This window comes from Sanguibacter sp. A247 (assembly GCF_052324925.1).
Lineage (GTDB): Bacteria > Actinomycetota > Actinomycetes > Actinomycetales > Cellulomonadaceae > Flavimobilis.
Genome location: NZ_JBQPRE010000006.1, coordinates 19,630 through 37,066, shown reverse-complemented (window position 1 = coordinate 37,066; position 17,437 = coordinate 19,630). Strand labels below are relative to the sequence as shown.

Here is a 17,437-nt window from a genome sequence, read left to right as displayed (position 1 = left end):
CCGCGGCTCTGCGCCTCGCCGTCAGCGGAGCTCAGTCCTCGTGCGCGCGCACCGCGAGCTCGACGCGCGTCGTCACCCCAAGCTTGCGGAACGCACGACCGAGGTACACCTCGACCGTGCGCACCGAGAGGTAGAGCGTCTCCGCGATCTCCCGGTTCGACGCGCCCTGAGCGACGAGCTCTGCGACCTCGAGCTCGCGCTCGGTGAGGAACGAGCGCCAGCGCGCGATGCCGCGGGGCGCCCCCGAGGCGGAGGTCGGCGCCGAGGCCACCGAGGGTGCGGGGCCCGGCGGCGGTGCGAGGATCGCGGTCGTGAGCGTCGCGAGCCGCTGCCGTGCAGCGGCGGCGATCGTGCGGGCCCCGGTGAGGTCGAGGAGCTCGGCGGCTGCGAGGACGTGGGTGTGGGCTCTGTGGGGCTCGCCCGCACGCAGGAACGCGCGCCCGACGGAGAGCTCGACCATCGCGGCGTCCCAGTCGGTCGCCCCGTCGACGTCGCTCACGCCCGTGCGCCCGTCAGGGCCGACCATCGTGAGGCCCGTGAGGGCGACGCGGGAGCGTTCGCGGAGCACGCGGGTCGCGGGCGCGGAGTCGTCGGTTACGGTCGTGGGCAGATGCTGGTCAGCGCGGCCAGTCTCAGCCCACGCCTCTGCGGGCGTGAGGCACGGCAGCGTGAGGTCGTGGGCCGGCCCGGGAGCACGGCGACGCTGCTCGGTCGCGAGCTCGAGGAGCGCGGCGGCCTCGGCCGCCGAGCCCTCGGCGAACGCGACGAGTGCGCGGTTCTCGAGCGAGGCGATCCGGAGCAGGAACGACGAGGGCGCGGGATGACGGGCGACGGCGCCGACGATCCCTCGCGGACCAGCGGCTCCCAGGGCGACGAGGCGGCCGGCCAACGCGGTCGCGAGCGAGCCGAGGACGAGCGGGACGGGAAGGGCGCGCGCATGTTCGTCGAGGAGGTCGGCGGCAAGGTCGAAGCGGGCGTCGAGCATGTCGAGCAGCGCTTGTGTGACGCGGACGTGCGACTGGGCGAGGGCTGACGGCCGCGGCAGCGGATCGGTCCGCCACGTGTGGTCCTGGATGGGCTCGAGCATCGTCGTCGCATACATGCCGAGCGTGCGTCTGGCGTCATCGGCTGAGCCCGCGAGCGCCGTGCGCAGGGCTTCGTCCGTTGCGCGGAGGGCGTCGTCGTCGGCGGGGCTCAGATGGGTTGCGGCGAGCGGGGCGAGGCCCCAGTCCGTCTGCGGCTCGGGGCGCTGCGTCGTCAGCTGCAGGGCGTGCTGTGCGAGCGTCTCGACGTCGATCGTCGGGTGGCTTGCGCGGCGCAGGTGGTGGACCGCGTCGTGGACGAGGCCCGCGCCGAGGGCTGCCGCACCAGCGATGGCGTGGGCGCCGGGCTCCGCCTCGTCCGCGCCGTGGCTGAGTGCCTCGCGGGCGACGCGCACCGCGTGGATGCAGTCGCCGCGCGCCAGGAGCTGCTCGGCGATCGCAAGGAGCCCCGCTGCGTGGGCGCCGTCACCCGCGAGCGTCCCGAGGCTGCGGTGCCACTCGGCCGCGAGCATGTCGGACGCCGCGAGCGCGCTCGCCAGTGCGAGGTGGGCGTCGGTCCGCTCGGCGAGCGTCGCCCGTGCGTGCACGAGTGCACGCACCCCGGGCTCGAGGATGCGGCAGCGGCCGCCGGCCAGGTTGAGCAGGGCAGCCGCGGGCCACGTCGCGATCGTCGCGGCGTCCGTGCCGGCGGCGCGCACGAGGACGTCGGTGCGGTCGACGACAGTGATCGCGGCGATGAGCAGGAACCGGTGCTCGGCGAGGGAGAGGTCGACGAGTCGCGTCCCGACGAGCCGTTCGGTCGCGGCGGGTACGGCCATGGGGTCGGGCAGGAGGCTCGTGCCGTCGAGCTGTTCGTTCGTCAGCCACGGAACCGTCTGCAGGAGCGCGGCCGGATTGCCGGAGGACGCGCGGACGAGGCTCGCCACGACGTGGGGCGCGGCGACGATGTCGTGCTCGGCGAGCACGAGGAGGGCGTCGGGCGCCGTGAGCGGTGAGACCCGTCGCTCGACGAGCGGGTGCGGGAGGGGGGAGGCATCCGCGACGGGACCCGACGTGCGGGTCGCGAGGAGCACCCACGGGCTTCCGGGGCGCGTCGCGGCGTCGAGCAGGCGTGTCTGGACGGCCGGCGCGAGGTGGTCGAGGTCGTCGGCCAGCAGGAGCAGGCGCACGCCGTCAGCGGGCGCGAGCGCGCGCTCGTCGATCTCCGTGAGGGTGCGCGGCACGACGATGCGTCGCAGGCGCATGCCCTCGGACGTTGCGGCGTTGACGAGTGCGTCGGCGACGACGTCGAGGAGCGTCGAGCGCCCCGACCCGGGGTCGCCCGTCCAGACGACGCCGCCATGGCCGCGCGAGAGAGCGGCGGCGGCCGTGCGAATCTCGGCGTCGTGCTGCGCGAGGCGGGCGGCCCCGCCTGCGGCCCGAGTCTCGGCTGCGGTGTGGTGCTGCCCGAGGGCGGACGGTCTGTCCACGATGCCTCCACGTCCGTGACCTGCGTGGGAACGTCATCGTCCCCGCAGACACGATGACAGGTCGTGTCGTGCCCCGCACCTCACGTTCGGTGGACGAACGAGCGCGTGCCCGCCTTCGGGGGAAAGGCGGGCACGCGCGGTCTGTGGGCAGAGCGTCGGTCAGACGCGGATGAACGTGGGGTTCGACTGCCAGATGCCGCGGACCTTGATGCTCTTCCCGGGGCGGGGTGCGTCGATCTGCTTGCCGTTGCCGACGTAGATCGCGACGTGGCCGGGAGTCCAGATGAGGTCACCGGGGCGGGCATTCTTCGGCGAGATGACCTTGCCGGCTGTGCGCTGGGCTGACGAGCTCCGCGGGAGCTTGGCGACGCCCGCCTTCTTGAAGACGTAGCTCGTGAAGCCTGAGCAGTCGAAGCCGCGCGGGGTTCCGCCGCCAGATCGGTACGGGGTCCCGACATAGCGCTTGGCGGTCCGGACGACGAGGTCGCCCTCGGAGCGGACGCGGATCTTCGTCGTGCGCTTGGCCGCAGGCGCGTCGGTCGACGTGCTGGGCACGTAGGTGACGCGGATCGTGTGGCGACCGACCTTGAGGCTCTTCGGAAGGCGGTAGCGCAGCGTGAGCCTGCCGTCGTCGTTGCGGTCGGCGGCCTTGAGGGTGCGCAGGTGCTTGCGGCCGTCGTAGATCTTCACGCGGCCGTCGACGGGGGCGTCGGCGTTTCGCAGACGCAGCGTGAGGCGTGCGCTCTTGTCGCCCTGGTACGTCGTGGTCGCGGAGCGACGGATCGTCAGGCGGGTGCGTGCGGTGTCCTCGCCCGGGTGGGCGGCCGCCGTGGTCGTGGCGGCGGGGGCGGCCTGCGCCGTTGCGGCGTCGAGCGCGGGCAGGAGGCCGAGGCCGAGGGTTGCGACGAGGGTTGCGACGGTGCGGCGGGCGCCGCGAGTGCGAGTGGACGTGGCGGAACGAGTCGTGGTGGCGCTCTCGTTCATGACGTCCGTCGTGTGGACGGGCATGTGAACCTCTCGACGCCTGCGAGGTGAGCTGTCGGGTTCGGGCTGAGGTTCTGCCCGGCCGTGGATGACGCGCATCCGTCGGCTTCACCCCAAGACCGCGTGGTGCACGGTCGGAAGTGGGTCCCCCGTCGCTGCCGTGTGGTGAGTGAAGAGCCGCGCCCCGGCGGCAGCGCTCGGCGTCCGGGGTGGCACCCGTGCACCGGGAAGGTGATGGCGGGCGACGACGACGCTAGGCCGGGCGCGGGCGCCGTGTCACGGGGAGGTCACGACGCTCCGCATGCCCTTCACGCCATCTTCCACCCCGGTTTCGGGCGGGCAGCGAGATGGCGCCGCAGGTCAGTGTTCACCTGGGTCTTGCCCGAGGGTGCGTGCCCGCCGTCACACCCCTTCACATGATCTTCACGCGCCTGGACGGGCCGGTGCGACGCACAGACCCGTGCGGTCGCCCGCGCGCCAGCCCGCCTCCGTGGGCGAGAGCGCGATGAGGTCGAGACCCGCGGCGATGAGGACGCGGCATCGTGTCTCGACCGTGCGCACGACCTCGTCGGCGCCCGGCCACGCCTCGCCTCGCAGGGGAACGGCATCGAGGACGAGCGCCTCGTGCGTCAGCGTGCACGGCACGACCGTGACCCGGTGCGTCGTGCCGTGAGGGATCTCCTCCAGGCAATGACCGGGGCCCAGCTGGCGTGCGTACGCCGACGTCGGTGCGAGCACGTCGCCGAGCGGCTCGGTCGCACCCATGACGCGTGCCCAGGCACCCGACGACGGCAGGACGACGGTCGGCACGACGACGCTCACGACGAGCCCGACGACGATCGCGGCTGCTCCCAGGCCGACGCCCCGACGATGCATCCGCCGGGCTCGGACGACGGCGACCGCGCCGAGGACCGCGCCGAGTGGCGCGACCAGCCACGCGAGGACGAACGCGGGCACCGCGAACGGCTCGCGCGCGGCACGCGGGGCGGGGGGAGCCAGTGTTCCGAGCGCGCGCGGGTCCCATCCGTCGGCCAGGTGCGTCTGCGGGGCGTAGCCGACCAGCTGCTGCGCCTCCGGGACGACGGGCGGCGCGGACGCCGGGACCGGGAGCGACCAGGGGTCGGGTGCCGCGGGCGCGGGTCCATCGGGCGACGCGAAGAGGGGAGACGGCACCGGCCCCGGGCCGGTGCCGGTGCCGGGCAGAGGCTGAGGCTCGGGTGCGGGTGCGGGCTCCGGAACGGGCACGGGTCCCGGCGCCGGCGGGACCGGAGGCGTGCTCACGACGCGAACGACGACGTGTCGACGTCGACGATGACGGGGACGTGGTCAGAAGCACCCTTGCCCCGACGCTCGTCACGGTCGATGCGCACGTCCGTGACGAACGGCGTGAGCGCGGGCGAGGTGTACGCGAAGTCGATACGCATGCCCTCGTTCCGGGGGAAGCGCAGCTGCTGGTAGTCCCAGTACGTGTACCGGTGCTCGTCGGGCAGGAACGTGCGTGACGCCTCCGTGTACCCGGCCTCCGCAAACGCGCGGAACGCCGCGCGCTCGGGCTCCGAGACGTGCGTGAGCCCCTCGAACGCGGCGACGTCCCACACGTCGGTGTCGAGCGGGACGACGTTCCAGTCGCCCACGAGCGCGACCTTCTCACCCGCGTCCGCCCACATGGCCGAGAGCTCGCGCAGGCGCTCGAGCCAGGCGAGCTTGTACGCGTAGTGCGGGTTGTCGAGCGCGCGACCGTGCGGCACGTACAGGCTCCACACGCGCACGCCGCCGCACGTCGCGCCAAGCGCGCGCGCCTCGGTCGCCGCGGGGTCGCCGAACTGCGGTTGGGCGTCAAAGCCCGCGCTCACGTCCTCGAGGCCGACGCGCGAGAGGATCGCGACGCCGTTCCACTGCGAGAAGCCGAAGGTCGCGATCTCGTAGCCCGCGGCCTCGAAAGCCTCCCGCGGGAACTGAGCGTCCTTGCACTTGGTCTCCTGCAGCGCGAGCACGTCGACGTCCTCGCGCTCGAGGAACGCCAGCGCGCGGTCAGCACGGGCCCGGATCGAGTTGATGTTCCACGTCGCGATGCGCATGGCACGAGGCTACCCACCTCCGCGTGCGGCTGCGGCGCACAGGGCTCGTAGGGTGGACGCATGGGAACCGCACTGGTGACCGGGGCGAGCGCAGGCCTCGGCGAAGAGTTCGCGTGGCAGCTCGCGACCGCGCGCCACGACCTCGTGCTCGTCGCGCGCGACGCGGGCCGCCTCGAGACGCTCGCAGAGCGGCTGCGTGCCGCAGCCGGCGTCCACGTCGAGGTGCTTCCCGCTGACCTGTCGGTCCGCGAGGACGTCGCACGGGTCGCGGAGCGGCTCGCGTCCCACGAGCGTCCCGTCGGCCTGCTCGTCAACAACGCGGGCTACACGGTCCACGAGCGGTTCGTCGGCTCCGACCTCGACGCGCAGGACGCACTCCTCGAGGTCATGGTGCGCACGGTCCAGGCGCTCTCACACGCCGCCGCGCGAGCCATGACGGCCCGCGGCCGCGGTGCGATCCTCAACGTGTCCTCGGTGGCCGCGCACACGACGTCGGGCACGTACTCCGCCGCCAAGGCGTGGGTGCTCACCTTCACCGAGGGCCTCGCGGCCGAGCTCGAGGGCAGCGGCGTCACCGCCACCGCGCTGTGCCCGGGTCTCACGCGCACCGAGTTCCACGCGCGCGCAGGCTTCAAGCGGCTCGGCCCAGGCTGGTTCTGGCTCGACCGCGCCGACGTCGTGCGCGTCGCGCTCGCGGACGTGCGCCGCGGTGCGGTCGTCTCGATCCCGTCGGCGCGCTACCGCGTCGCGGTTGCGGTCGCGCGGCACCTGCCGCGCGAGGCGATGCGCCGCGCGACGCGCGCGCTCAAGCTCTAGCCGCTCGCGGTCGCGGTCTCGCGGTGCGGCGGGCCGGGCGACGCCGCCCACGCATCCTCTAGCCTGAACGGGTGACCGACTACGACGCCGTCCTGTCCCCGTCCCCGCGCGAGCAGCTGCGTGACCTCGTCAAGGACCACGCCGTCGTCCACGGCAAGGTGACGCTCGCCTCCGGCAAGGAGGCCGACTACTACGTCGACCTGCGCCGCGTGACGCTCCACCACCGTGCGGCGCCGCTCATCGGCCATGTTCTTCTCGACGCGCTCGAGGAGGCAGGGCTCGGCCCGGCCGAGATCGACGCCGTCGGCGGCCTCACGCTCGGCGCCGACCCGGTCGCGGGCGCGCTGCTCCACGCGGCCGCGTCGCGCGGCCAGGACCTCGACGCGTTCGTCGTCCGCAAGGAAGGCAAGGCACACGGCCTGCAGCGCCGCATCGAGGGTCCGGACGTCGCGGGCCGCAAGGTCGTCGCGGTCGAGGACACCTCGACGACGGGGGGCTCGGTGCTCACCGCGGTCGAGGCCCTGCGCGAGGCCGGTGCTCACGTCGTCGGCGTCGCCGTCATCGTCGACCGTGACACGGGCGCGCGCGAGAAGATCGAGGCCGAGGGCCTCAGCTACCTCTACCTCTACGGCCTCGACGACCTCGGCCTCGCCTGAGCCGTGACCGCGCGCACCGAAGCGTTCGTCGCGCTCGATGGGGTCGGGGTGAGCGTCGACGGGACGACGCTCCTCGCGCCCGTCGACGTGAGCGTCGCACGCGGTGCGACGCTCGTCCTGCGCGGCGCCAACGGTTCGGGCAAGTCGACGCTGCTCCGTGTCGTCGCGGGTCTCCGACGTCCGACGACGGGCACCGTCGCGGTCGCCGGCGTGGCTCCCGCACCGCGATCGCGCGCCTTCCGCAGTCGGGTCGCGGGAACGGTCGATCCCGCTCCTCCCGCGCGTGACCTCACGCTCGTCGAGCATGTGGCGCTCGTCGCCACGACGTGGGGCACGCCCGTGCGGCGGGCCCGGGCTGACGCGTCGGCCCTCCTGGGCCGGCTCGGGCTCGAGGCGCTCGCGGGCCGCTTCCCGCACGAGCTCTCCTCGGGGCAGACCCAGCTCGCGGCGCTCGCGGTGACCCTTGCGCGGCCCGCCGAGCTGCTGCTGCTCGACGAGCCTGAGCAGCGGCTCGACGCGAACCACGTGCTGCGCGTCGCGGAGATCCTTGCCGAACGGTGCGCTGCGGGAGCGACGCTCGTCGTCGCGACCCACTCCGACGTGCTTGCGACGGCGCTCGACGGCGAGGTGCTCACGCTCGTCGCCGCGGCGCCGGCCGCGCCCGACGGTGCAGCGGACGAGCGTGCGTAGCAGCACGACGGGCGTCCGCGGCGCGCTCACCGTGTGGTCAGCGCGCCAACCCCGCACGCTCGGTGACGTCGCCTACGCGGTCTACGTGCTCGTCCTCACCCTCGGGATCCTCGGCGGACCGGGCCTGCGTGCCGCGTGGCTTGCCGCGACGGGCGCGCGAGGCCGCGACCTGCTGGCAGGGCCCGAGCTCCCGGCCTTGTGCGCGGGCGTCACAGGCCTTGCGTGGGCGGCGGCGCTCGTCATGGGACAGGAACGCGGCCCGGCGCTGCGCCCACCCTTCCTCGCGGCGACGCTCGCGGCAAGCAGCATCTCCAGGCTCCGCGCCTTCGGCGGACCGATCGCGCGGGCGACAGCGTTCCTCGTCCTGGCCGGGGCAGGGGCCGTCCTCCTCCCGGGGGCCGCGCTCGTCGCGCAGGGACTCGCCACGGGCGGCGACGTCGTGGGGCTCGTGGGTGCGGGCGCGCTCGCCGGGCTCGTGACCGCGGGGGCATGGCTCGCGGGTCAGGTCCTGCGGCCGGGCATCGCCGGGGCCGCCGCTCTCGTCGTGGGTGCGGGCGCTGTCGTGTCGGCGAGCGGGTCAGCGTGGGCGTCGCTGCCGTGGGGGATCGTCGGGGCCGCCTGGCCAGGCGTCGCCACGTCCGCCACGTCCGCCACGCCCGTCACGACCGCCTCGCTCACGGGTGGCGTCGTGCTCGGGCTCGCCGCGACGGTGTGGCTCGTGGCGGGGCCGGGCTGGCTGGGCGCGCAGCGGATCGTCGGGCAGGCGGTGCGCGGTCAGCGCGCGCAGACGCTCGTGACCGCGATGGACCTCGCGGCGTTCGGAGAGCTTTACCGGGCCGTGCCGCGCACGGGACGACGGTGGCGTGCCGTGGGTGCCGCTCCGGGGCCGGGCGCGGTCGTCGTCGCGGACGTCGTGGGCTCGGCCCGGACACCCGTCCGGCTGCTCGCGGGTCTCATGACGCTCGTCGCGGCGGGCGCCGTGAGCGGCGTCGCCATGCCTGGCCTGGTCGGCTCCGGTGCCGCGCTCACCGGCAGTGCACTGCCCGTCGGCGTCGTGCTCGTCGCTGCGCTCGCGTATGCGGGGGCGTCGGTCCTGTGCGACGGTGTGCGGCACGCGGCTGCGAGCCGCGGCGGCCTTGCGCAGCACGGGTATCCCGACGCGATCATGCTCGCGCTCCACACGCTGTGGCCGCTCGTCGGCGGCTGTGGTGCGGCGCTCCTCGGATGGAGCCTGGTGAACCGGGACGCGCTCCCCGCGGGGCCGCTCGTCGCAGAGGCGAGGGTCGCGCTGTCGATCGTGCTCGCGGTCGTGGTCGGAGCGATCGGGGTGCGCGTCGCAGACGCGCTCAAGGGACCGATGCCGGTCGAGCTGCTCGTCCCGCTCGTCACCCCCGCGGGCGACGTCTCGGCGATCGGTCGGCTCATGTGGCTGTCCGACGGGCCGCTCCTCGTCGCGGTGCTCGGCGCGGCCGGGGCCGCGACGGCCGGCGGGCTCGGGGCCCACTGGCTCGTCGCGGTGCTCGGCGTCGAAGCGGTCGTCGTCCTCGTGCGCGCTGCCCGACGCTGACGTGGGTCAGATGAGCTCGATGAGGTTGCCGATCCCGTCGACGACCCGGCTGGGGCGGAACGGGTAGGTCTCGACCTCGGCCGCCGACGTCGAGCCCGTGAGCACGAGGAAGGTCTCGAGTCCCGCCTCGATGCCCGCGACGATGTCCGTGTCCATGCGGTCGCCGACCATCGCGGTGACGCGCGAGTGTGCGTCGATCCGGTTGAGGGCCGAGCGGAACATCATGGGGTTGGGCTTGCCGACGAAATAGGGCGCGCGGCCTGTCGCCTTCGTGATCATGGCGGCGACCGCGCCCGTCGCGGGCAGCGGACCGTCGCCGCTCGGCCCCGTCGCGTCGGGATTCGTCGCGATGAACCGCGCCCCGCCGAGGATGAGCCGCACTGCAGTCGTGATCGCCTCGAACGAGTACGTGCGCGTCTCCCCGAGCACGACGTAGTCGGGGTCCTTGTCGGTGAGGGTATATCCGACCTCGTACAGCGCGGTCGTGAGCCCCGCCTCGCCGATGACGTACGCGCTTCCGTTCGGGGACTGGCTGTGCAGGAACGTCGCGGTTGCGAGGGCCGACGTCCAGATGGACTCGATCGGCACGTCGATCCCGCTCGCCGCAAGCCGCGCCCGAAGGTCGCGGTCCGTGAAGATCGAGTTGTTCGTGAGGACGAGGAACGGACGCTCCTTGTCGCGCAGCGTGCGGATGAACTCGGCGGCACCGGGCAGGGCAACGCCCTCGTGGACGAGGACGCCGTCCATGTCGGTGAGCCAGCAATCGATGCGGTGGTCGATCTCGAGCGGGGCGTCGTGCTTCACGTGGTCCTCCTGTGGCCGGGTACACGTCCTCGTCCCAGGGTAGGGGGCAACATGCGGGACGATGGAGGGGTGCTTGAGCCTTCCCCGCCCGACGCCCGCCCCGCCGCCGCTCCCATCGACGGCCCCGCTGTCGCTTCCGACGCGAGTGCCGCCGACTCCGTCGTCTTCGCTGACGACGTCGAGCGCACGCTTCCGGGTGAAGAACGCGAGGTGGGCGTCGGCCCGTGGCCGGGCGGAGAAACCTCGTGGCCGCGCTTGCCCGACGGCGGACCTGACCCGCGCTACGACCCCGAGCTGCTACGCGAGGGCGACCGTCGCAACGTCATCGACGCCTACCGCTACTGGACTCTTGAGGCGGTCGTCGCTGACCTCGACACTCGACGCCACGGCCTGCACATCGCGATCGAGAACTGGCACCACGACCTCAACATCGGATCGATCGTTCGCACGGCAAACGCGTTCCTCGTGGGGGAGGTGCACGTCGTGGGGCGTCGCCGGTGGAACCGGCGGGGCGCCATGGTCACGGACCGCTACCAGCACGTGCGTCACCACCCGACCGTGAGCGACCTGCTCGCGTGGGCGCGCGCCGAGGACCTGCCGGTCATCGGCATCGACAATGTGCCCGGGTCGGTGGCGATCGAGACGGCCGCGCTGCCGCAGCGTTGCCTCATGCTGCTCGGCCAGGAGGGTGCGGGGCTGACGCCCGAGGCCCTCGAGGCGTGCACGGCGGTCCTGCACATCACGCAGTTCGGTTCGACGCGCTCCCTCAACGCGGGCGCGGCAGGCGCGATCGCGATGCACGCGTGGGTCCGCCAGCACGCGACGCTTCCGCCGGCCTGACCCGTCGGCCTGAGCCGCTCGATAGCGGATCGGTCCATGTGACGTGCAGGGATCGGCTATGGAGGGGGGTGCGAACGGGGGAGGATAGGACGGTGACCGCCACTCTCGTCGCCAGGGCCCTCGCCGCTGGACATGCCGACCGCACCCTCTTCGCCGGCCTCGACCTCGTCGTCAGCCCGGGGGACGTCGTCGGCCTCGTGGGTGCCAACGGCGCCGGCAAGTCGACGCTCCTGCGCATCCTCGCCGGGGCCGACGAGCCGCTCGAGGGCACGGTGACGCTCAACCCACCCGGTGCGATCGTCGGGTACCTCGCCCAGGAGGTCGAACGGCGGCCGGAGGAGTCCGTGGGCGACTATCTCGCGCGTCGCACGGGTGTCGCAGACGCTCAGGCGGCACTTGATGCCACAACTGCGGCGCTCGCGGACGGCGCGCCCGGGGCCGACGACGCCTACGCCGAGGCGTTCGAACGCTGGCTCGCGATCGGCGCGGTCGACCTCGAGGAACGCACGGGCACAGTCCTCGCCGACCTCGGTCTGGCTGTCGCACCCGACCACCCCGTCGTGGGGCTCTCGGGCGGTCAGGCCGCTCGCCTCGGCCTTGCCGCGCTGCTTCTGTCGCGCTTCGACCTCCTGCTGCTCGACGAACCGACGAACGACCTCGACCTCGATGGCCTGGCGCGCCTCGAACGCTTCGTCGCCGAGCAGCGGGCGGGCGTCGTCGTCGTCTCGCATGACCGCGAGTTCCTTGCGCGCTGCGTCACGCGCGTCGTCGAGCTCGACCTCGCCCAGCAGCAGGTCGGCGTGTACGCGGGCGGCTACGAGGCCTACCTCGACGAACGCGCGACGGCCCGTCGTCACGCGCGCGAGGCGTACGAGGAGTACGCGGACCGGCGCGGCGCGCTCGAGTCGCGCGCGCAGATGCAGCGGCAGTGGCTCGCCAAGGGCGTGCGAGACGCCGTGAAGAAGTCGACCGACCCCGACAAGCACATCAAGCACCACCACCGCGAGGGCTCCGAGAAGCAAGCGGCGAAGGCACGTCAGACGCAGAAGATGATCGAACGCCTGGACGAGGTTGCAGAGCCCCGCAAGGAATGGGAGCTGCAGTACTCGATCGCCGCGGCGCCGCGCTCATCAAGCGTCGTCGCGACACTGCGCAACGCGGTCGTCCACCGCGGTGGGACGCCGGACGGCACTGCGGGCTTCACGCTCGGGCCGCTCGACCTGCAGCTCGACGCGGGGGACCGCGTGGCGATCACGGGCGCGAACGGTTCGGGCAAGACGACCCTCCTGGGCGCGCTGCTTGGCCGAATCCCGCTCGCGTCGGGGACTGCGAGCCTCGGCGCGTCGGTCGCGGTCGGTGAGGTCGACCAGGCGCGCTCGCTGCTTGCGTCGGTCCCGGGGCAAGGCCTGCTCGATGCGTTCGGTGCGCACGTTCCCGACGAGCCGCCCGCCGAGGTGCGCACGCTGCTCGCGAAGTTCGGGTTGCGGGCGGCGCACGTCATGCGACCGCTGGGCTCGCTCTCGCCGGGGGAGCGGACGCGGGCGTCGCTTGCGCTGCTCCAGGCGCGCGGCGTCAACCTGCTCGTGCTCGACGAGCCGACGAACCACCTCGACCTGCCGGCGATCGAGCAGCTCGAGGAGGCGCTCGTGGACTTTGCGGGCACTCTGCTGCTCGTCACCCACGACCGGCGCATGCTCGAGGCAGTTCGGGTGACGCGGCGGTGGCACCTCGACGCGGGCCGGCTCACCGAGTCGTAAGGCGGTCCCGGCTCCCGGGACGCCCCGTTCACGGAGCGGACGGACGTCGGACGACCGCAGGCCGAACGGCCCAACGCTCGCGGCGGGGAACGTGAGAAACTATCCCTCGGAAGTTCCGTAGAAACCCCACGTTCAACAGGAGACTCTTCATGGCCATCGCAACCCCCGAGGTCTACGCCGAGATGATCGACCGGGCGAAGGCTGGCAAGTTCGCCTACCCCGCCGTCAACATCACGTCCTCGCAGACTGTCACGGCTGCCATCCAGGGCTTCGCCGAGGCGGAGAGCGACGGCATCATCCAGGTGTCGGTCGGCGGTGCCGAGTACGCGTCCGGCTCGACGATCAAGGACCGCGTCTCGGGCTCGCTCGCCCTCGCCGCCTACGCGACCGAGGTCGCAAAGAACTACGGCGTGACGATCGCTCTTCACACCGACCACTGCACCGCCGCCAACCTTGACTCGTGGGTGCGTCCGCTCCTCGCGATCGAGGCCGAGCAGGTCAAGGCCGGCAAGAACCCGACGTTCCAGTCGCACATGTTCGACGGCTCGACGGTTCCGCTCGCCGAGAACCTCGTCATCGCTGAAGAGCTCCTCGAGCTCTCGCAGGCGGCCCGCACGATCCTCGAGATCGAGGTCGGCGTCGTCGGTGGCGAGGAAGACGGTCACGAGGCCGAGATCAACGAGAAGCTCTACACGACGGTTGAGGACGGTCTCGCGACGGTTCGCGCCCTCGGCACGGGCGAGAAGGGCCGTTACCTCACGGCTCTGACGTTCGGCAACGTCCACGGTGTCTACAAGTCGGGTGCCGTCAAGCTCCGTCCGGCCCTCCTCAAGGAGATCCAGGACGGCGTCGCCGCGGTCATCGGCAAGGAGAACCCGTTCGACCTCGTCTTCCACGGTGGCTCGGGCTCGACCGCCGCTGAGATCGCCGAGGCGGTCGACAACGGCGTCATCAAGATGAACGTCGACACCGACACCCAGTACGCGTTCTCGCGTCCCGTCGCGGACCACTTCTTCCGCAACTACGACGGCGTCCTCAAGGTTGACGGTGAGGTCGGCAACAAGAAGGCGTACGACCCGCGCGCCTGGGGCAAGCTCGCCGAGGCCGGCATGGCCGCGCGCATCGTCGAGGCCGCCCAGCAGCTCCGCTCGGCCGGTCAGAAGCTCTGACCCTCACGGTCGCGGCCTGACGGCCACTTGAGCCTCGAAGGCTCCCACCCCCGCGAGGGGGTGGGAGCCTTCGTGCGTCGTGCGTCGTGCGTCGCGGCGAGCTAGCCGGTGAAGGCCTCCTCGGCCTCGGCGAGGCTCGAGGCCCGTGGCCCTTTGCGAGGAGCGCCGCCTTCCATGTCAGGTACCAGGGGAACGACGTCGCTCGTCGAGGACCTCACGATGCCTCGGACGACCGTGTCCGCCGCTTCACTCACCTCGCCTTCCGACTCGTACACGGGATAGTCGGCGTGACATCAGTAGTACCTCGCGACTTTTTCGACGTCATAGGCGGTCGGCTTGCGGAGTCGGCCGCGTCACGCGTCAGCGCGGCGGGAAGACCTGCCCCGGCAGGCGCTCGATCGTGAACTCGTCGATCGGCGCAAACTCGAAGCCCGGGTCCTCGTCGAGGATCTCGACAAGCTCGCCGACGCGCGTGACCTCGAGCAAGAACCGCATGGTCTGCGGGGCCCGCAGCACGCGCACCTTCTGCGACGTCTGGGAGGCGAGGCGCGCGAGGAACGCGACGCCCGAGGAATCCATGAAGGTCACATGGTGCGCGTCGACCTCGACGGGCAGCCCGATCTCCTGGGCGTCAGCCATCGCGTCGCTGAACTCCTGGGCGAGATTCGCATCGATCTCGCCCGAGAGGACGATGCGGGTGCGTGTCGCACCCACGAGCACGTGGAGCGTCCCTGGCTCCTCCTGAGCGGGGGCGGTGTTGTCGGCGGAAGTCTCGTCGCGCACTGCATGCTCCTCACGTCCTGGGTCGGGTCCTCGATCGAATCTTTGCACGTCGCGGCCCTCGGTCGAATCCTCGCACGTCATGGCCCTCGCGTCGCGGGAGATCGCCCGACGTCGGCCGCGGCCGGCGCGCCCGTGCGGCACACGGAGCGGGCAGCTTCGAACATCGGAGCCGCAGGCCAAGTACCCTGCCGAAGACACGGTTGACACGGCGCGAGGGGGCAGGGGCGTGGACGAGCAGGAGGGACGGCCGCGGGCTGAGCCGTCCAGCGACGCTCCCGACGCGATGCTGAGCGACCTTCGCGGCCTGGCCGCGCAGTACGTCGGCGTGGGACTCACTGTTTTGGGCGTGCGCGACGGCGTCGTCCGCATGCTCTGGGTCAATGACGTGTTCTCACAGATCACGGGCTATGAGGCTCACGAGGTCGTGGGTCTGGAGCCCAGGCTCTTCTACTCGAACCAATGGTCCGAGGTCGGGGTCGCCTCGTTCGCCCGTGAGGTGCGCGCAGGCCAGACCGCGTCGCTCACCCTGCCGTTCAGCCGCCCCGACGGCGCCCGGGTATGGCTCGCGCTGGCGGTCACCGCGGTCCCGGCCGACGGCACCGCCAGCGCGGTCCCCGTCCTGACGGAGACCGGGACGGTGGCGGGCGGCGATGCCGCCGAGCTGTGGGTCGCGTCGTTCTCTGACGTCACGGGAACGGTCCAGCGCAGCGTCCACCTGCGGGACTCCATGCGCGCTGAACGCCGTGCGCGCCTCCACCTGGCTCTTCTGTCGCGCGTGTCCGATCTTCTTGCCGAGCCCGACCCGGAGGAAGCGCTCGTCCAGGTGACCGCCCTGCTCACCCCCGGCCTCGTGCCCTGGGCCGGCGCGTTCCTCGTCGACGGCGGGCTGCGGCTCGTCGGACAGGGAACAGCGCGGACCGAGGCGCACCATCCGAGTCGATCGCGGCGCCGCGGCCTACGACGCGTCCCACCGGGCGACCGCACGGGTGCGCACGAGGTGGACCGCGTCCTCGCCGGGGTGCAGACCGAGGCGATGGTCGACCTCACCGTCGCCTACCCCGAGGAGAGCGCGGCCGCGCTCATCCAGGAGCAGGTGATCGCAGCCGACCCAGGTCTCTCCCTCGTGTCCGGTCACGTGAGGATCGTCGGGGTGCACGGCTCCCGCTCGGTCCTCGCCGTTCTCGCGCACTCGGTGCGCGAGACGACGGGCGAGCCGCGTATGTCCGACGAGCTCGAGCAGGTGCTCGACGTCGTCGTGCGTCGCGTGGGCCTCGCCCTCGACAACGCGCGCCTCTACGCGCGTGAGCACGAGCTCGCCGAGACGATGCAACGCTCGCTCCTGCCCCGGCAGGTGGACATCGACGGCCTCGACCTGTGGACGTACTACGCGCCGTCGGTCGCCCACGCGCAGGTCGGCGGCGACTGGTACGACGTCCTCGAGGTCGCCCCCGGGGTCGCGGGCGTCGTCGTCGGCGACGTCGTCGGGCACGACGTCGAGGCAGCCGCACTCATGGGCCAGCTGCGCTCCGTCGTGCGCGCGTACGCGTTCGAGGGCGGATCGCCCGCGTCCGTGCTCGATCGCACCGACCAGCTCATGCGGGGCATGCGTGCACCGCGTGCAGCGAGCGCGGTCTACGGGACGCTCGTCCCCCGGGTCGGGGCGCCCGGCTCGTGGGTCTTCGAGTATGCGCGCGCGGGGCACCTCCCCGCCGTTCTCGTGCGCGACGGGCAGGCGACGCAGCTCGCGCAGGGCACGGGCGCGCTCATCGGGTTCGGCAGGCGCGCCCGCACGGGCGGCCGTGCGGTCCTCGTGCCGGGCGACACGCTCATCCTGTACACGGACGGCCTCATCGAACGCCGGGAACGGCCACTGCGCGCGGGCCTCGAGGCGCTCCTCACGGTCGCCGCGGGCACCCAGGCGCAGGATGCCGCAGGCATCGGCGAGGAGCTGCTCGCGGCTCTCGCCGACGCCCCCGAGGACGACGTCGCCGTCGTCGTCGTGCGCCTGCCTCACGAAGGGTCCCGCACGGCGGTGACGGCTGCGGGCCCGCGCTCGCGGCGGTGGTCGATGCCGTCGGAGCCGGCGGCGATCGGGCGCTCGCGGCATGCTGTGCTGCGCACGTGCGCTGCGTGGGGGATCGCGGAGGTCGCGGACGCCGAGCTCGTGGTCTCAGAGCTCGTCGCGAACGCGGTCCTGCACGGCTGGGGCACAGTCGAGCTGCGGCTCTTCGACACGGGTGACGGCTTGCGCATCGAGGTCGAGGACGCGAATCCGGCGCCCCCCGTCAAGCTTGACGGGCACCCGCACGGCGTCGGTGGCTACGGGGTGCAGATCGTCGACCGGCTTGCCGACTGGGGATGGCGGGCGGCTGACGAGGGCAAGATCGTCTGGGCGCGCCTCCGCGCGCACTGACCCGAGCCCGCCGCACCCGCGGGCGTGGTCACGTCGAGGCGTCGTCGCGTGCGCAGGCGTGATCGGTGTCGATCCGGAACAGCTCGAGCGCGCCGCACACCTCGAGCACGAACAGGTCGCGCTCGTCGCAGCCCCGCAGGACGGTCGCGCCGCCGCGGCGGCGGCCGGCGTCGGCGAGCGCGATGAGGAACGCCGCACCGGTCGAGTCCATGAAAGTCACGCCGCACATGTCGAGCACGAGCAGCTGGCGGCGAAGCCCGACGACGCGTGCCGTGATCTCGGGGAACTGATCGCGTTCTGCGAGATCAAGATCTCCCGTGATCGTCAACGTCGTCGTCGCGGGCGACGTGGCGATCTGGATCATCGGT

Annotated in this window: 15 protein-coding genes and 1 riboswitch; of the genes, 8 read left to right on the top strand and 7 right to left on the bottom strand. The window is 72.7% G+C overall.

The annotated features are described in order from the left end of the window. Positions 1-31: 31 nt before the first annotated feature. The 4 genes from ACTVCO_RS11755 to ACTVCO_RS11740 all read right to left on the bottom strand — a co-directional run bounded on the left by ACTVCO_RS11755 (position 32) and on the right by ACTVCO_RS11740 (position 5,574). Positions 32-2,512: a LuxR C-terminal-related transcriptional regulator gene (locus tag ACTVCO_RS11755; protein ID WP_443728623.1), complete on the bottom strand. Its 2,481-nt coding sequence runs from the start codon at positions 2,510-2,512 to the stop codon at positions 32-34. 159 nt (positions 2,513-2,671) lie between these two features. After that, the gene (locus ACTVCO_RS11750; RefSeq protein WP_443728622.1) at positions 2,672-3,520 is read right to left on the bottom strand and encodes a C40 family peptidase; all 849 of its coding nucleotides are present in this window, start codon (positions 3,518-3,520) and stop codon (positions 2,672-2,674) included. 1 nt (position 3,521) lies between these two features. Beyond that, positions 3,522-3,674: riboswitch (cyclic di-AMP (ydaO/yuaA leader) on the bottom strand. Between the two features lie 245 nt (positions 3,675-3,919). Next, on the bottom strand, positions 3,920-4,777 hold the full coding sequence (locus ACTVCO_RS11745) for a hypothetical protein (RefSeq protein ID WP_443728621.1): 858 nt from the start codon (positions 4,775-4,777) through the stop codon (positions 3,920-3,922). Continuing rightward, positions 4,774-5,574, bottom strand: coding sequence for an exodeoxyribonuclease III (locus ACTVCO_RS11740; RefSeq protein WP_443728620.1), 801 nt, complete (start codon positions 5,572-5,574; stop codon positions 4,774-4,776). The genes ACTVCO_RS11745 and ACTVCO_RS11740 overlap by 4 nt, the downstream gene beginning before the upstream one ends. A gap of 60 nt (positions 5,575-5,634) precedes the next feature. On the opposite strand from ACTVCO_RS11740, the gene ACTVCO_RS11735 reads away from it, so the two are divergent. From ACTVCO_RS11735 to ACTVCO_RS11720, 4 genes are all read left to right on the top strand, one after another. Further along, the gene (locus tag ACTVCO_RS11735; RefSeq protein WP_443728619.1) at positions 5,635-6,390 is read left to right on the top strand and encodes an SDR family NAD(P)-dependent oxidoreductase; all 756 of its coding nucleotides are present in this window, start codon (positions 5,635-5,637) and stop codon (positions 6,388-6,390) included. A gap of 71 nt (positions 6,391-6,461) precedes the next feature. Then, the gene (gene pyrE, locus ACTVCO_RS11730) at positions 6,462-7,046 is read left to right on the top strand and encodes an orotate phosphoribosyltransferase (RefSeq protein ID WP_443728618.1); all 585 of its coding nucleotides are present in this window, start codon (positions 6,462-6,464) and stop codon (positions 7,044-7,046) included. A gap of 3 nt (positions 7,047-7,049) precedes the next feature. Beyond that, entirely contained in the window at positions 7,050-7,736 is a 687-nt protein-coding gene (locus tag ACTVCO_RS11725; protein WP_443728617.1) for an ABC transporter ATP-binding protein, read from the top strand. Next, positions 7,729-9,303 (top strand): hypothetical protein, encoded by a 1,575-nt coding sequence (locus tag ACTVCO_RS11720; protein WP_443728616.1) that lies wholly within the window; start codon positions 7,729-7,731, stop codon positions 9,301-9,303. The genes ACTVCO_RS11725 and ACTVCO_RS11720 overlap by 8 nt, the downstream gene beginning before the upstream one ends. Positions 9,304-9,309: 6 nt before the next feature. Here the strand turns inward: ACTVCO_RS11720 and ACTVCO_RS11715 are convergent, their stop codons facing one another. Next, complete coding sequence (locus ACTVCO_RS11715; protein ID WP_443728615.1) at positions 9,310-10,107, bottom strand: HAD-IIA family hydrolase; 798 nt, start codon at positions 10,105-10,107, stop codon at positions 9,310-9,312. A gap of 210 nt (positions 10,108-10,317) precedes the next feature. Here ACTVCO_RS11715 and ACTVCO_RS11710 point away from each other — a divergent pair, with 210 nt between their 5' ends. From ACTVCO_RS11710 to fbaA, 3 genes are all read left to right on the top strand, one after another. Further along, the gene (locus tag ACTVCO_RS11710; RefSeq protein ID WP_443728644.1) at positions 10,318-10,947 is read left to right on the top strand and encodes a TrmH family RNA methyltransferase; all 630 of its coding nucleotides are present in this window, start codon (positions 10,318-10,320) and stop codon (positions 10,945-10,947) included. Positions 10,948-11,039: 92 nt separating this feature from the next. Further along, a complete protein-coding gene (locus ACTVCO_RS11705; protein ID WP_443728614.1) occupies positions 11,040-12,704 on the top strand; it encodes an ABC-F family ATP-binding cassette domain-containing protein in 1,665 nt (554 codons plus the stop codon). A 149-nt stretch (positions 12,705-12,853) separates the two neighbouring features. Beyond that, on the top strand, positions 12,854-13,873 hold the full coding sequence (gene fbaA, locus ACTVCO_RS11700; protein WP_443728613.1) for a class II fructose-bisphosphate aldolase: 1,020 nt from the start codon (positions 12,854-12,856) through the stop codon (positions 13,871-13,873). A gap of 360 nt (positions 13,874-14,233) precedes the next feature. Here fbaA and ACTVCO_RS11695 read toward each other — a convergent pair whose 3' ends face one another. Further along, entirely contained in the window at positions 14,234-14,656 is a 423-nt protein-coding gene (locus ACTVCO_RS11695) for an STAS domain-containing protein (RefSeq protein WP_443728612.1), read from the bottom strand. Between the two features lie 226 nt (positions 14,657-14,882). On the opposite strand from ACTVCO_RS11695, the gene ACTVCO_RS11690 reads away from it, so the two are divergent. Continuing rightward, complete coding sequence (locus ACTVCO_RS11690; RefSeq protein ID WP_443728611.1) at positions 14,883-17,069, top strand: SpoIIE family protein phosphatase; 2,187 nt, start codon at positions 14,883-14,885, stop codon at positions 17,067-17,069. 28 nt (positions 17,070-17,097) lie between these two features. Here the strand turns inward: ACTVCO_RS11690 and ACTVCO_RS11685 are convergent, their stop codons facing one another. Further along, complete coding sequence (locus ACTVCO_RS11685) at positions 17,098-17,433, bottom strand: STAS domain-containing protein (protein WP_443728610.1); 336 nt, start codon at positions 17,431-17,433, stop codon at positions 17,098-17,100. Between the last annotated feature and the right edge of the window lie 4 nt (positions 17,434-17,437).